Raw genomic sequence first — 15,358 nt, 5'->3', positions numbered from 1 at the left:
CGTCGTCACAGCCTCGCGATGGTCTGGACGTCGTCGCGGAACTCGCGGACCGTCTCCTCGGACACCGTGGCCCGGGTCGCGCGGAGCGCCTCGAGGTAGTTCTCCGTCGTCAGCACGTCCGAGCGCGCATCGATGGGCACCTGGTCCTTGCCGAGCGACGCCGCCAGCGCCTCCTGGGAGGCGCGCCTGGCCGCATACTCGATGTCGGCCGGGGTGAGCCCGGAGCTCGCATCGACGAGGGCATCGACATCGATGTCGGCGATGACATGATCGGGAATGTACCGGCTCCAGATCGCATGGCGCGCCGTCTCGTCGGGCAGGCCGATCGGGATGACGTAGTCGAAGCGGCCGTGCCGGAGGAACGCGGCATCGAGGGCGCGGACGAAGTTCGTCGCACAGATGAGCAGCCGCCCCTCCCGATCCCGGAACTCCGCAACCTGCTTGAGCAGCTCGTTCGTCACGCCCTGCGTCGGCGACGGCGGTTCCCCGCCGCGCTTCGACGCGATCTCCTCGACCTCGTCGATGAAGACGACGGCATGCTCGAGCTCGCCGATCTGCTCGAACGAGGACCGCAGTCCCGCGGCCACGCCGCCGGGCTCCCCGGACAGCCGGGAGGGGAAGAGCTCGACGAACGGCCAGTCGAGGCGGGAGGCCACGGCCTTCGCGAACGTCGTCTTGCCGGTGCCGGGGGGACCGAAGAGCATGACCGCACGCGGCGGGACGACACCGAAATGATCCGCGAGGTCCGGTTCGGCCAGGGGCACGACGAGGCGGTCCTCGAGCATGTCCTTCTCCTGCTGCATCCCGCTCACCGCGTCCCACAGGTGCCGGGGCAGGATCCGGCCGCCGACGCTGCGGAGCAGATCGAGCTCGCGCCGCTGCACGGGCATCTGCCGTTCGAGATACCGCAGCTGCGAGCGCACCTGGAAGCCGTTGGACTCCAGGCCGGCGAACGCCGGGGACTCCTCGGGCACGAGGATCGAGAGCTTGCCGAGACCCAGCGGCATGAAATGGCGCTCGAGAGCATCGAGGAGACCCGCCTCGGCGGCATCGGTCTGCTCCACCTCGGCGAGGACATGGAAGAAGACGATCCACCCCTGCGCATGCGCGGCCCGGCCGACCGCGGCCCCGACGATCTCCTCACCTTGGACGGCGACGACGGCATGGTCGTTCTGGCACGAGGCGATGACCTCGGGCAGGGAGTAGACGGGTGCGGACGTCGAGGACTGCGCGGACTCCCAGAGACGGACGATCCCGTCGAGGTCGTCGTCGTGGAAGTCGCGGATGCGGGTGCGGCTCATCGAACTCTCCTTCGGTGGGTGTCGCACGGGGCGTGTGCACAGCCTATGTGATCTGCATCTCAGCTCACCAGCCCGGGCCGCGGCGCACCCCGAGCCGGTGCCGCGAGGAGAGGGTGCTCAGCGGTATCCTTGTGGCATGGCGATTCTCGGGGACAGTGCGGCGGGCGCCGCAATCGATGCGTTCGGTACCGTCGGCACGGCAATGGTGACTCCGTTCAAGGACGACGGAAGCATCGACTGGGCCGGCGTGGAGAAGGTCGCCGATCACCTCGTGAGCCTCGGCAACGACATGCTCGTCGTCTCCGGCACGACGGGGGAGTCCCCGACGACGACCGACGAGGAGAAGATCGAGCTCCTTCGCGTCGTCCGCGGCGCCGTGGGCACCCGCGCGAAGCTCATCGCCGGCACCGGGAACAATGTCACCGCCCACACTGTTGACTTGAGCAGGCGATCGGCCGAAGCCGGGGCCGACGGCCTCCTCGTCGTCACCCCCTACTACTCGAAGCCGACGCAGGCGGCGATCGCCGCCCACATGCGGGAGGCCGCGGACTCCACCGACCTGCCCGTCATGCTCTACGACATCCCGGGCCGCTCGGGAGTCCCGATCGACACGGACACGCTCATCAGCCTCGGCGAGCATCCGAACATCCTCGCGGTCAAGGACGCCAAGGGCGACCTCTTCGCCTCCTCCCAGGTGATGGCCGCCTCGCCGCTGGCCTACTACTCGGGCGAGGACGCGCTCAACCTGCCGCTGCTCGCGATCGGCGCGGTCGGGCTCGTCTCCGTCGCCGGGCACGTGTGCACCGACCGCTTCGCTCCGATGGTCGCCGCGGTCGCCGCGAACGACCTCGACACCGCACGCCGACTCAGCACCGAGTCGGCCGGCATCGTCGATGCCCTCATGAACCACATGCCGGGAGTCCTCTCGGCGAAGGCCGCACTGCAGGCCCAAGGAATACTTGACAACCGCGGTACCCGGATGCCGCTGCTCCCAGCAGATGAGGAGCAGACGGCGTTCGTCACCGCCCAACTGACCAGGAGTGGTTACCTCAGTGAATAATGCATTGACCCAAGAGCTCAGCAGCCCGCCGAAGATGGATCCGGAAGCCGTCCGGATCGTCGCCCTCGGCGGTCTCGGCGAGGTCGGGCGCAACATGACCGTGTTCGAGTACCACGGCAAGATCCTCATCGTCGACGCCGGCGTCCTCTTCCCCGAGGAGGAGCAGCCCGGTGTCGACCTCATCCTCCCCGATTTCTCCTACCTCGACGACCGCCTCGACGACATCGTCGGCCTCGTCCTCACTCACGGCCACGAAGACCACATCGGCGCCGTGCCCTACCTCCTCAAACGCAAGCCCGACATCCCGATCCTCGGATCGAAGCTGACGATCGCCCTCATCGAGGCGAAGCTCAAGGAGCACCGCATCAAGGCGGTCACCCGCGTCGTCAAGGCCGGTGACACGGACCAGCTCGGTCCCTTCGACCTCGAGTTCGTCGCCGTCAACCATTCGATCCCCGACGCGCTCGCCGTCTTCATCCGCACCGGCGCGGGCAACATCCTCCACACCGGCGACTTCAAGATGGACCAGCTCCCGCTCGACGGTCGGATCACGGACCTCCGTGCCTTCGCCCGCCTCGGCGAGGAGGGTGTGGACCTCTTCATGACGGACTCGACGAACGCCGAGGTGCCCGGCTTCACGGCGCTCGAGAAGGACATCGGTCCCGTCCTCGAGAACCTCTTCGGCCACGCCGAGCGCCGCATCATCGTCGCGTCGTTCTCCTCCCACGTCCACCGCGTCCAGCAGGTCCTCGACGCCGCGAGCGCGCACGGTCGCAAGGTCGCCCTCGTCGGCCGGTCGATGGTGCGCAACATGAAGATCGCCGCGGACCTCGGCTACCTCCACGTGCCCCAGGGCGTCCTCATCGACATCAAGGACGTCGACGACCTGCCCGACGACCAGGTCGTTCTCATGTGCACCGGGTCCCAGGGCGAGCCGATGGCCGCGCTGTCGCGGATGGCCAACCGCAACCACCGCATCGAGGTCGGCGACGGCGACACCGTCATCCTCGCGTCCTCGCTCATCCCCGGCAACGAGAACTCCGTGTTCAAGGTCATCAACGGCCTGATGAAGCTCGGCGCGAAGGTGATCTCGAAGGCCGATGCGAAGGTCCACGTCTCCGGTCACGCGTCCGGCGGCGAGCTCCTCTACTGCTACAACATCGTCCAGCCCCGCGGAGTCATGCCCGTGCACGGCGAATGGCGGCACCTGCTCGCCAATGCCCGCCACGCCGAGGCGACCGGAGTCGACCCGGACAACATCGTCCTCGCCGACGACGGCTGGGTCGTCGACCTCAAGGACGGCCACGCCGAGGTGGTCGGGGCCGTGGACTGCAACTACGTCTTCGTCGACGGCTCCTCCGTCGGTGAGATCACCGAGGCGGACCTCAAGGACCGTCTCGTCCTCGCCGGTGAGGGCTTCGTGACGATCTTCCTCGCCGTCGACAGCCAGACGAAGACCGTCATCGCCGGCCCGGAGATCCACGCCCGCGGCGTCGCCGAGTCCGACGACGTCTTCGACTCGATCATCCCGAAGGTGACGAAGGCGATCGAAGAGGCGCTCGAGTCCGGCACGACCGACCAGTACCAGCTGCAGCAGGTCGTCCGCCGCACCGTCGGCCGCTGGGTGTCCTCGAAGCTGCGCCGCAAGCCGATGATCGTCCCGATGGTCGTCATCGTCTGAGGCTCTGTGCCCTGAGTCCACCGTGAGAGCGCGGTGAGCCGAGATCAGCGAGGTGCTCTGCACCGCGCCGGATCCGGTTCACCGCGCTCTTGGCGTGTTGAGGCGTGGGCTCACCGCGTAGTTGCCGCGCCAGTGCGTCGGTGCGCGGGGCGCTCTCGCTGTATCGCGGCGTCGGTTCGGCGGGTAGTTGTCGGTTCACCGCGTAGTTGCCGCGCCAGTGCGTCGGTGCACGGGGCGGTTTAGCACGTGGCGCCGCGCTGGGTTGGGTGCAGGCTGCTCGCGGCCGAGTTCAGGTCGTTCTGGACAGATTCCGGCGCGTTTTCTCTGTCCAGAATGTCCTGAAGTCGGTGGCCGTCCCGGCGGCACCCGGGCCGCAGGGACTTGCGGACGCAAAGTGTCGATTTCGGACTCGATCATCGACACTCTGCGTCCGGGAAACGGCGCCGCGGGGCGCTGGAGGCGTCGGTTCGGCGCGTAAGTGTCCGGTTCACCGCGTATTTGCCGTATCGGGGCGTCGCAGCACGGGGCGGACGGGCGTGCGGCGCCGCGCTGGGCGGTGCTGCCGGGCGTGCGGCGCCCTGCTGGGGCGGTTGCGGGTCGGTCGGGGGCGAGTCGAGGTCGTTCTGGACAGATCTCGGCGCGTTTTCTCTGTCCAGAACGACCTGAAGTCGGTGCTGCAGCCGGGCTACGGCCCGCCCGCCCCTCACGGCGCGCCGGCTCCTCACGCTGCGGGGACGAGGGGCTTCCCGGACGACCGGCGGGCGAGGATGACGAGCACGGCGAGACCGACGATGATCGCACAGAGCACGACCGTGCCCGCGTTCGCGCCGAGGCCGTTGATGCCGATGAATGCGAGCGCTCCGGCGGTGAGCGCATAGACGAGCATGGGGATCGAGGTGCGCCGGATGAGCTCGCCCTCGCGTCCGATGAGGCCCACCGTCGCCGAGGCGGCCACGACGTTGTGGACGGCGACCATGTTCCCGGCCGCCCCGCCCACCGCTTGCGCGGCGACGACGGTCTCGGGAGAGGCTGCGCCGATCGCGACGCCGGTGGAGAACTGGAACTGGGAGAACATGATGTTCGAGACGGTGTTCGATCCGGCGACGAACGCTCCGAGCGCCCCGATGAAGGGGGCGAGCAGCGGCCAGGCGTCGCCGACGGTGGAGGCGGCCGCCTCGGCGAGGGTGACCGGCATCGATTCCAACCCGGCGTTGTTGTAGTCCGGGCCGGAGTTGATGAACACCCGCACGAGCGGCAGGGAGCACAGGAGCGCGACGGCGGCGCCGGCGATCTGCGCGCCGGCGATCGACCACGACGACCCGATCTGCTCGCGCGTCATCCGGTGGATGAGGTAGGTCAGTCCGCACGCGAGGACGAAGATCGCTCCCGGCGACCAGAGGAGATCCATGTTCTGGCTGATCGGGGTGCCGAAGATGCCCTCGACCTTGATGACGGCCGGACCGTTGAGGAACTCCTTGACCGGCGGCACGTTGCGGGTGAAGAGGAGGAGGGCGACGACGATGAGGTAGGGCGCCCACGCCCTGGCCAAGGACATCTTCTTCGTCAGGTGCGCGGCCTCGTCGGCGGGGTCGACGGTGCCCATCCAGAACGCCGGCCATTGGCTGCGGGGCGCGAAGTCCCAGATCTTCTTCGGCATGAGGAAGCCCATCCGCGAGGTCGTCACGACGATCGCGAGACCGATGAGGCCGCCGAGGAGCGACGGGAACTCGGGACCAAGGAACATGGCGACGAGGAGGTAGGGCACGATCATCGCGAGCGCGGAGTAGATCGCGAACGGGGCGACGGCGAGCCCGTCGGCGAAGCGGCGGCGCTCACCGAAGAACCCCGTCATCAGGCAGGCGAGGAGGAGCGGGATGAGGATGCCGCAGACGGCGTGGATGAGGGCGACCTGCACAGCCGTGTGGGCGATGAAGCCGGACTGGTCGAGCCCGAGCTGGGCGGCGCGGGCGGCGACGTCGGGCGACATGCTCCCGTCCTCCTGGGCCAGGCCCGTGCCGATGCCGACGATCATCGGCGTGCCCACCGCCCCGAAGCTCACCGGCGTCGACTGGATGATGAGGCCGGCGAGGACGGCGGCGATCGCCGGGAATCCGAGGGCGAGCATGAGCGGGGCGACGACGGCGGCAGGGGTGCCGAAGCCGGCGGCGCCCTCGATGAACGAGCCGAAGAGCCACGCGACGATGATGACCTGCACGCGCCGGTCAGGCGAGATCGAGACGAAGCCCGCGCGGATCGTCTCGATCGCCCCCGACCGGGTGATCGTCGCGAGGAGGAGCAGCGCCCCGAAGACGATCCACAGCAGGCCGATGGCCACGAGGAGGCCCTGGACGACGGAGGCGGCGATCGTCACCCACTCGATCTGCCATGCGAAGTTCGCGATGAGCGCGGCGGCGACGAGGCCGATCGGCATCGCGTACTTCGCCGGCCAGCGGAAGCCGATGAGGAGGACCCCTGCGAGCAGGATCGGGGTGAGGGCAAGGAGTGCGGCTACGGCCAGGTTGTCCATCGTCGTGTCCGATCCGTGGCGGCGCTGCCACTTCGAGGAGTGGCACACGTGCCACGCGGAGGAACGGTGACGCTGTCACCTGGAGGGACGGCAACGGTGCCACCGGTGCGGCCGCGGACGACCACGGCGTTTAGGTCATTGTCCTGTGCGGGACGCAGGTGGTCAAGGAACCACGCTGGGCGGGCCGCCGGGCTCTTGAGTCCCCGCGTGAGTGTCGATAGTGTCAGAGCAGTGGCGCTTGTCGGACAGCGGCGAGCGCAGGCACGGCACCAGGCCGGGGACGAAGGAGTCGGTTGTCATGACGTACATCAGCAGAGAGTCCGCTGACCAGATCCCCGGACTGCCCGAGGTCGTCGACGCCGACACCTGGCGCAATGCCCGGGCGGAGATCCTCGACCGGGAGAAGGCCCACACCACCGAGGCGGACGCCATCGCCGCCGCCCGCCGCACGCTGCCGATGGTCGAGATCGACGGGGACGCCGAAGTCCACGGCGAGGACGGCCCGGTCGCCTTCCGCGACCTCTTCGACGGCCGTGACGAGCTCATCGTCTACAAGCACATGTGGTACGACGGGGCGCCCCACCAGGGACAGTGCGAAGGCTGCACTGCGGTGGCATGGAGTCTGCGCGACTCGGTCTACCTCAACGCCCGCGGCGTCTCGTTCGCCGTCCTCACCTCCGGCGCCTGGTCCGAGGTGCGCCCGTTCGTCCACTTCATGGGCTATGAGCAGCCGTGGTATTCCGTGCGCGGTCTCGACGAGCCGCTCGGCGGGGACATGGGCTCCCTGCTCAGCTTCGCGCGCCGAGGCGACCGGGTCTTCCTCACGTATGCGACGACCGGACGGGGTGTCGAACCGGTGACCGGGTTCCTCGGTCTGCTCGACATGACTCCGCTCGGCAGGCGCGAGGGCTGGGAGAAGGTGCCCGCGGGCTGGCCCGAGGTCCCCGACGCCGGATCGCCGGTGGGCGGCCGAGGCGCCCCGGTCGGCTGGTACTGGCGCACCGACGACACGGGTGCCGCGACGTGGGGGCCGACGAGTCGACCGGTGCCCCAGTGGACCCGCCACGGGGCGGCGCCGGTGACCTCGCTCGGACGCAACGGCCACAACCACTGACGCGCGGACGCATCGGTCCATGTGAACGGGGGAGCCGCCTCGGCGAGGTGAGTCGAGGAGCCGAGAACGGCGGTTTGACGAGATGTGTATCACAACATATTCTTTCGGTGTGTGAACAAACAATTTCACGATGTGAAAGTTTCGCCGGCCAAACCCCGCTGCCCGCGATACTCGACGCACCGGCCCCGGTGCGACAAAAAGGAGAACCACCGATGACTGCTCATATCGAGAACCTCGACATTCCCGCCGGAATGGAGATCACCGGCGAACTGCCGGACGGCGCGGAGAAGGTCCTCACCCCGGAAGCGCTCAAGCTCATCGTCGAGCTGCACCGGAAGTTCAACGGCGACCGGCTCGAGCGCCTCGAAGCTCGTCGGGTTCGCCAGCAGGAGATCGCCAATGGGGCCGATCTCGACTTCCTTCCCGAGACCAAGGAGATCCGCGAGGACGAGAGCTGGCAGGTCGCCCCGCCGGCGCCCGGGCTCGAGGACCGCCGCGTCGAGGTCACCGGTCCGACGTACAAGAAGATGACGATCAACGCGCTCAACTCGGGCGCGAAGGTGTGGCTGGCCGACCAGGAGGACGCGAACACCCCGCAGTGGGATTCGGTCATCGGCGGTCAGATCAACCTCCTCGACGCGCTCAACCGCGAGATCGACTTCACCTCGCCCGAGGGCAAGGAGTACACGCTCGCCCCCGACGAGGAGCTGCCGACGATCGTCGTGCGACCCCGCGGTTGGCACATGCCGGAGAAGCACATCCTCGTCGACGGCGAGGAGACCTCGGGTTCGCTCGTCGACTTCGCGCTCTACTTCGCCACCGCCGGTCAGAAGCAGATCGAGAAGGGCAAGGGCCCGTACTTCTACCTCGCGAAGATGGAGTCCCACCTCGAAGCGCGCCTGTGGAACCAGGTCTTCGAGTACGCCGAGGACGCCTTCGGCCTGGCCCGCGGCACGATCCGCGCGACCGTGCTCATCGAGACCTACCCCGCGGCGTTCGAGATGGAGGAGATCCTCTACGAGCTGCGCGAGCACTCGGCCGGGCTCAACGCCGGGCGCTGGGACTACATCTTCTCCGTCATCAAGAACTTCCGCTCCCGCGGTGCCGACTACCTGCTGCCCGACCGCTCGGACGTGACGATGACGGTGCCGTTCATGCGCGCCTACACCGAGCTGCTCGTGCGCACGTGCCACAAGCGCGGGGCCCACGCGATCGGCGGCATGAGCGCGTTCGTGCCGGCGAAGGACCCGGCGGCCAACGAGGCGGCGTTCGCCAAGGTCCGCGAGGACAAGTCCCGTGAGGCCGGCAACGGATTCGACGGCTCGTGGGTCGCGCACCCGGGCATGGTCGCCCTGTGCAAGGAGGTCTTCACGGAGACCCTCGGCGACAAGCCCAACCAGATCGACAACAAGCGCGAGGACGTCTCCGTCACCGCGGCCGAACTCCTCGACGTCAAGTCGACGCCGGGTGCCATCACCGAGGCGGGGCTGCGGACGAACATCAACGTCGGCATCCAGTACCTGCGGGCGTGGCTCGAAGGCAACGGCGCAGTCGCCATCCACGGGCTCATGGAGGACGCCGCGACCGCGGAGATCTCCCGCTCGCAGGTGTGGCAGTGGCTCGACGCCGGGGTCGAACTCGACACCGGTGAGACGGTGACCCGGGAGCTCGTCGAGAAGCTCGTCGCGGAGGAGGTCGCCGGCCTCCCCGGTGACCCCGCGGACTGGAAGGACGCCACCGACCTCTTCCTCTCCGTGGCCGTGGCGCCGGACTACGTCGACTTCCTCACCCTGCCCGCGTACGCGAAGATGGACTGACCCCGGGGTCGGCCGGGTCGGATCGGCGGGGTTCGCGCGGCCCGTTCGGCCGACCCTACCTGCTTCGACGCGGTGAAACGACAAATACGCCCTCAGCTGAGGGCGTATTTGTCGTTTCACCGCGTCATTGTTGTCCGACCGGTTGTGTCACTGCGTAAGTGTCGGTTCACTGCGTATGTGTTGCGCCAGGGCGTCGGCGGGTGGCGCGGCCGGGCCTGTGGCACTGTGCTGGGCTGGATTGTTGGGCGTTGCGGCCGAGTCGAGGTCGTTCTGGACAGGTTTCGGCGCGTTTTCTCTGCCCAGAACGTCCTGAAGTCGGTGCCCATCCCGGTGGCACCCGGGGTGCTGGGAGTTCCGGACGCAGAGTGTTGATTTCGGGCTCGATGATCGACACTCTGCGTCCGGAGGACAGCGCCGTGGGGCGTTCGAGGCGTCGGTTCGGCGCGCAGGTGTCGGTTCACTGCGTTGGAATAGTTCGCCGAGGCGGGGTGCCGGACGGTGGTCCCTCGCCGAGGTGGTCACCGCAACCCGTGATCTCCCCGCCGAGGTGATCCCGGCGGTCACGACGCGGGGGTGGAGTTCGCGAGTGCGTCGAGTTCGCGGGGGAGGGTGCGCATCCCGGCCAGCGGTGAGATGAGCACGGGCAGGGCGGAGAGCACGGCGAGGCCCGCGAAGATCCACAGGGTGGGAACGATGCCGATCGCGTGCGCGATGGTCCCGCCGAGGAACGCGCCGATCGGCATCGGCCCCCACACGAGGAAGCGGATCGAGGCGTTCATCCGGCCGAGCAGCGGTTTCGGGCACAGGCGCTGGCGGAAGCTCACCTGCGCGACGTTGTAGACGACGACCATCCCCGAGAGGACGAACCAGCCGAGGAGCAGGGTCGGCAGGGCCGGCAACACCGAGGCGGCCGGCACGGTGAGGCAGCAGAGACCGCCGATCACGGCCGACACGGCGATCGACCGGCCCTCGCCGACGACCTTCTGCACCCACGACGAGCTCAGTGCCCCGAGGATTCCGCCGACAGCCCCGATCGACATGACGAGCCCGAGCTGGAACTCATTGAACTCGAGTGTGCGCAGCGCGTAGAGGACGAGGAGGCCGAAGACCGCGGAGGACGCGAGGTTCGTCAGGCCCGTGCAGGCGACGATGCGACGCAGCAACGGGTGGCTGAGGACGAAGGCGAGGCCCTCGCGGATGTCGGCGATGAGCGTCGTGTCGGTGCCCGCGTCCGGCCGGTCCTCCTGGTGGCGGATCCGGCTGACGAACAGGCTCGAGAGCGCCATGCACACACTCGTCACTCCGACCGTCAGGGGTCCGCCGATGAGCCCGACGAGACCGGATGCCGCGGATGGTCCGACGACGGACGCCGTCTGCTGGCTCGCCTGGAGCTTCCCGTTGCCGTCGCTGATCTGGTCGCCGGCGACGATCTCGGGCAGGTACGACTGGTTGGCGACGTCGAAGAAGACGGTGACGACGCCGACGAGGGCGGCGATGATCCACAGCTGGCCGATCGAGAGCAGGCCGAGCGCCCACGCCAGGGGGATCGTCAGGAGGAGTCCGGCGCGCACGAGGTCGCCGGCCACGATGATGCGCTTCTTCCGCATCCGGTCGACCCAGGCACCGGCGGGCAGGCTGATGAGGAGGAACGCCGCGGATTCGAGGGCGGCGAGGACCCCCATCTCGAAGGCGTTCGCGTGGAGCAGCTGGACGGCGATGAGGGGGAGGGCGAAGAGGACGAACTGGTTGCCGAAGACGGAGACCGTGTCGCCCATCCACAGCTGCCGGAAGTCGTGGTGGCGCCACAGAGAGCGTGACGGGACTCGGCCAGGCGGCGGTGACTGCTCCTCATGCGATGCGGTCGGCAGGTGCGGCAGCGGCGGACCCGTCGGCACCGTGGGTGCACTCGGCGGAATGGGGCCGTCGGTCGAATGGTCCGGCTCGGATTCGGTGGGGTCGTGTGGAGTCATCGGCTCTTCTTCGAGTCAGGGTGATGAGCTGCGATCGGCAATCGCCGCCGGGCGCCGCGATCGGCAGTGATTGAGTTCTCTCAATCACCAGTGTGGCACCGAGGCGTTCATCCGGCAACACAGTCATTGACTTCTGCCAATCGTTGGTTAGCGTGGAGGGCATGAGTGCGGAGGCAGGAGCCGGGGACGCGGATCGACCGCCGCGTGACGCCGAGCGCGTGGCCCGAGCGATCGAGCGCCGCGACGCCACCGATGCCGAGGCGAAGGCGCTCGCCTCGAGCGTGCGCATCCGCATCCTGCGCCTGACCCTCTCCGAGTCGCTGACCAACCGGGAGATCGCCGAGGCGGTGGGGCTCAATCCCGCGACCGCGCTCCATCATGTGCGGATGCTCGTCGACACCGGGTTCCTCGAGGCTCAGGAGGTGCGTCGCGGTCGGCGCGGAGCTCGCGAGATCCCCTACCTCGCGACGGGCAAGAGCTGGTATCTCGATCTCGGTGACGAAGTGGCGAATCCGATGATCGAGGCGTTCACCGCCGAGTTCGCCGCCGCGCCCTCCGACGAACGGACGATGAGCAGGATGGCCGCGATGCTCACCGCCGAGGAGGTCGACGAGTTCCGGCAACGACTCGAGGACCTGCTCGAGGACTTCCGCTCACGGAACTCAGCCCATCGCAGCGACGGTGCTGAGGTGCGCGAGTGGGCGGTCTTCGTCGCCATGCACCCGAGCGCTCGCCCCAGCGCTCCCGGCGACCGCCTCGGCGCCTCTGACGGCGAACAGCCGCCGACGCGGTGAACCGACAAATACGCCCTCTCCTAAGGGCGTAACTGCAGTGTCACCGCGTCGGTGCCCACGGCCGATCGGAGAGCGCCGCCAAGGCGCGCCGAAACCTGCGGATTTGCCGGGATCGCGCGCCGAATCACCTTAGGATATGGACCATGGCGACCAGAACGACTTCCCCCGCTTCTGGCACCGGCAAGCGCTCTGCCTCGAAGGCGAAGGGTGGTTCCGGACAAGCGGGGACCGAAGACCCCGGGACAAACGTTGTCACCGGTGCGTGGAGGGGAGTGGCCCACATGGCCGGCAACCGTGCGCGAAAGATCCTCAGCGACGAACCGGACGAGCAGTCCCCGACGAAGAGGGACGGCACCGCGTTCTTCCTCATCGGCCTCTCGATCGTCATCGCCGCCTTCGAATGGTGGAACATCCCCGGCGCGATCAGCGACGTCGTCCGCAACGTCGTCGAGGGCACCTTCGGCCGCGTGGCCCTGGCCCTGCCCGTGATCTTCACCGGGTACGCGATCCGCCTGTTCCTCCGCGGCGACGACAACCGCGGCAACAACCGGATCCTCATCGGCATCATCCTCCTGCTGCTCTCGGCCGCGGGACTCGCCCACATCGCCGCCGGCAACCCGACGTTCGTCAACTCGCGTGAGGCGATGGCCAACGGCGGCGGGGCGCTCGGCTTCGTCGTCTCCTCACCGCTCGTCGTCGCGACGACCGTCTACGTCGCCGTGCCGCTGCTCGTCCTCCTCGGACTCTTCTCCCTCCTCGTCATCACCGCGACCCCCGTCCGGGCGATCCCGCGGCGACTGACCGCGCTCTACCAGCGCCTCACCGGCGGTGCCCGGCCCGCCCCGGAGACCGCCGCCGACGCCGAGGCCAGCGCCACCGACCTCGTCGCCGAGAACACCCACACCTCGAGCCTCAAACCCGTCATGGGCGCCAAGCGCCGCAGCCGGAAGAAGAAGACGGAGATCCCCGAGCTCGACCCGCCGGTCGACGACGACCTCGCCGACAAGGCCTACGACAAGGCCTACATCCGCGAGGAGGAGGTCTCCGACGAAGAAGCCGATACGACGGTCATCGACACCGAACCGAAGTTCAAGCCCGGGGAGCGCCGCCCGACGAAGGCCGAACGCGAGGCCTCGGCGCTGAAGAAGGCCATCGGGATGGCCGACGACGCCCCGACCGTCGCGCACCAGACCAACTCGGCTGCCGCCTCGGCGCCGGTGCCGACGACGAACACCCCGGCACCGCCTCCCACGGAGCAGCTGCCCGAACGCGTCGAACAGCTCACGCTCGCCGGGGATGTGACCTACACCCTGCCGAACTCCGACTACCTCGTTCCCGGGCCCCCGGCCAAGGAGCGCTCCGAGGCCAACGACCGCGTCGTCGAGGCCCTCCGCGACGTCCTCGAGCAGTTCAAGATCGACGCCCAGGTCACCGGCTTCTCCCGCGGCCCGACGGTGACCCGCTACGAGGTCGAACTCGGCGCGGGCACGAAGGTCGAGAAGGTCACGGCGCTGAGCAAGAACATCGCCTACGCCGTGGCCAGCGCCGACGTCCGCATCCTCTCGCCGATCCCCGGCAAGAAGGCGATCGGCATCGAGATCCCGAACTCCGACCGGGAGAACGTGGCCCTCGGCGACGTGCTGCGCTCGAAGGCCGCCCGCAAGACCGACCACCCGATGGTCATGGGCGTGGGCAAGGACGTCGAAGGCGGGTTCGTCGTCGCCGACCTCTCGAAGATGCCCCACCTCCTCGTCGCCGGTGCCACCGGCGCCGGCAAGTCGAGTTTCGTCAACTCGATGATCACCTCGATCATGATGCGCGCGACCCCCGACGAGGTCCGGATGATCCTCGTCGACCCCAAGCGCGTGGAGCTGACGATCTACGAGGGCATCCCGCACCTCATCACCCCGATCATCACGAACCCGAAGAAGGCCGCCGAGGCGCTCGAATGGGTCGTGCGCGAGATGGACGCCCGCTACGACGACCTCGCGAACTTCGGGTTCAAGCACATCAAGGAGTTCAACAAGGCCGTCCGCGAGGGCCGCGTCCAGGTGCCCGCCGGGTCCGAGCGCGTCCTCCAGCCCTACCCGTACCTCCTCGTCGTCGTCGACGAGCTCGCCGACCTCATGATGGTCGCCCCGCGCGACGTCGAGGCCTCGATCCAGCGGATCACGCAGCTCGCCCGCGCCGCCGGCATCCACCTCGTGCTCGCCACGCAGCGCCCCAGCGTCGACGTCGTCACCGGCCTCATCAAGGCCAACGTACCCTCGCGGCTGGCGTTCGCGACCTCGTCGCTGGCCGACTCCCGCGTCGTCCTCGACCAGCCGGGCGCGGAGAAGCTCATCGGCCAGGGTGACGCCCTGTTCCTCCCGATGGGCGCCGCGAAGCCGATGCGCGTTCAGGGCGCGTGGGTCAACGAGTCCGAGATCGAGAAGGTCGTCGAACACGTCAAGGGCCAGCTCACCCCGAACTACCGCGAGGACGTCGCCGTCGAGGCGCCGAAGAAGCAGATCGACGAGGAGATCGGCGACGACCTCGAACTCCTCCTCCAGGCTGCCGAGCAGGTCGTGACGACCCAGTTCGGCTCGACGTCGATGCTCCAGCGCAAGCTGCGCGTCGGCTTCGCGAAGGCCGGCCGCCTCATGGACCTCATGGAGTCCCGCGGCATCGTCGGACCCTCCGAGGGGTCGAAGGCCCGCGACGTCCTCGTCCGCCCCGAGGACCTCCCGGCCACCCTCGCCGTCATCAAGGGGGAGACCCCACCCGCCGAGGCGGGGGCCGGCAGTGCGCCATCGGCCGCCGACGACTTCGCCGAGGACTTCGACGACGAGGACGGCTACGACGATCGCGGCGACCACGGTCCGTCGCCGGCGGGAGGGTCGGCCGCCTCGGCGCGCACCGATCCCTACGCCAACGGCGTCGGACACGCCGAGGACCTCCAGGTCGGCGACATCGACCCGGAGACCGGACTCGAAGTCGTCGAGGCCTCCGGAGAGGACGCCTGGCAGCTGACGGGACGCTGACGACCGCGGAGCCGGCCACCGATCGGGGTGGCCGGCTTTGTGCTGTCCGCTGCGTTGCTTCGGCTGCACGG

The 15,358-nt window shown here is 68.7% G+C and carries 9 protein-coding genes; 6 read left to right on the top strand and 3 right to left on the bottom strand.

Annotated features, from left to right (window positions below; translation table 11 throughout):
• Positions 1-5: 5 nt before the first annotated feature.
• Positions 6-1,301, bottom strand: coding sequence for an ATP-binding protein (locus ACFQ91_RS16885; protein WP_198499110.1), 1,296 nt, complete (start codon positions 1,299-1,301; stop codon positions 6-8).
• 136 nt (positions 1,302-1,437) lie between these two features.
• On the opposite strand from ACFQ91_RS16885, the gene dapA reads away from it, so the two are divergent.
• Entirely contained in the window at positions 1,438-2,361 is a 924-nt protein-coding gene (dapA, locus tag ACFQ91_RS16880; RefSeq protein WP_198499109.1) for a 4-hydroxy-tetrahydrodipicolinate synthase, read from the top strand.
• A gap of 34 nt (positions 2,362-2,395) precedes the next feature.
• On the top strand, positions 2,396-4,042 hold the full coding sequence (locus tag ACFQ91_RS16875) for a ribonuclease J (RefSeq protein ID WP_137826361.1): 1,647 nt from the start codon (positions 2,396-2,398) through the stop codon (positions 4,040-4,042).
• Positions 4,043-4,763: 721 nt separating this feature from the next.
• On the opposite strand, the gene ACFQ91_RS16870 is transcribed toward ACFQ91_RS16875, so the two are convergent.
• Entirely contained in the window at positions 4,764-6,569 is a 1,806-nt protein-coding gene (locus ACFQ91_RS16870; protein WP_344251731.1) for an L-lactate permease, read from the bottom strand.
• 298 nt (positions 6,570-6,867) lie between these two features.
• Between ACFQ91_RS16870 and ACFQ91_RS16865 the strand changes: the two genes are divergently transcribed.
• A complete protein-coding gene (locus ACFQ91_RS16865) occupies positions 6,868-7,683 on the top strand; it encodes a DUF899 family protein (protein ID WP_344251732.1) in 816 nt (271 codons plus the stop codon).
• Positions 7,684-7,895: 212 nt separating this feature from the next.
• A complete protein-coding gene (gene aceB / locus ACFQ91_RS16860) occupies positions 7,896-9,500 on the top strand; it encodes a malate synthase A (protein WP_198499105.1) in 1,605 nt (534 codons plus the stop codon).
• Between the two features lie 560 nt (positions 9,501-10,060).
• Here the strand turns inward: aceB and ACFQ91_RS16855 are convergent.
• On the bottom strand, positions 10,061-11,470 hold the full coding sequence (locus ACFQ91_RS16855) for an MFS transporter (RefSeq protein ID WP_344251733.1): 1,410 nt from the start codon (positions 11,468-11,470) through the stop codon (positions 10,061-10,063).
• Positions 11,471-11,631: 161 nt separating this feature from the next.
• On the opposite strand from ACFQ91_RS16855, the gene ACFQ91_RS16850 reads away from it, so the two are divergent.
• Both ACFQ91_RS16850 and ACFQ91_RS16845 read left to right on the top strand, forming a co-directional pair.
• Positions 11,632-12,264, top strand: coding sequence for a winged helix-turn-helix domain-containing protein (locus tag ACFQ91_RS16850; protein WP_344251734.1), 633 nt, complete (start codon positions 11,632-11,634; stop codon positions 12,262-12,264).
• 281 nt (positions 12,265-12,545) lie between these two features.
• Entirely contained in the window at positions 12,546-15,287 is a 2,742-nt protein-coding gene (locus ACFQ91_RS16845; RefSeq protein ID WP_344251735.1) for a DNA translocase FtsK, read from the top strand.
• Positions 15,288-15,358 lie beyond the last annotated feature (71 nt).

Source organism: Brevibacterium sp. NPDC056726 (genome assembly GCF_042790515.1).
GTDB lineage: Bacteria > Actinomycetota > Actinomycetes > Actinomycetales > Brevibacteriaceae > Brevibacterium > Brevibacterium sanguinis.
The sequence above is the reverse complement of the archived record's forward strand: the minus strand, read 5'-3'. Positions and strand labels throughout refer to the sequence as shown.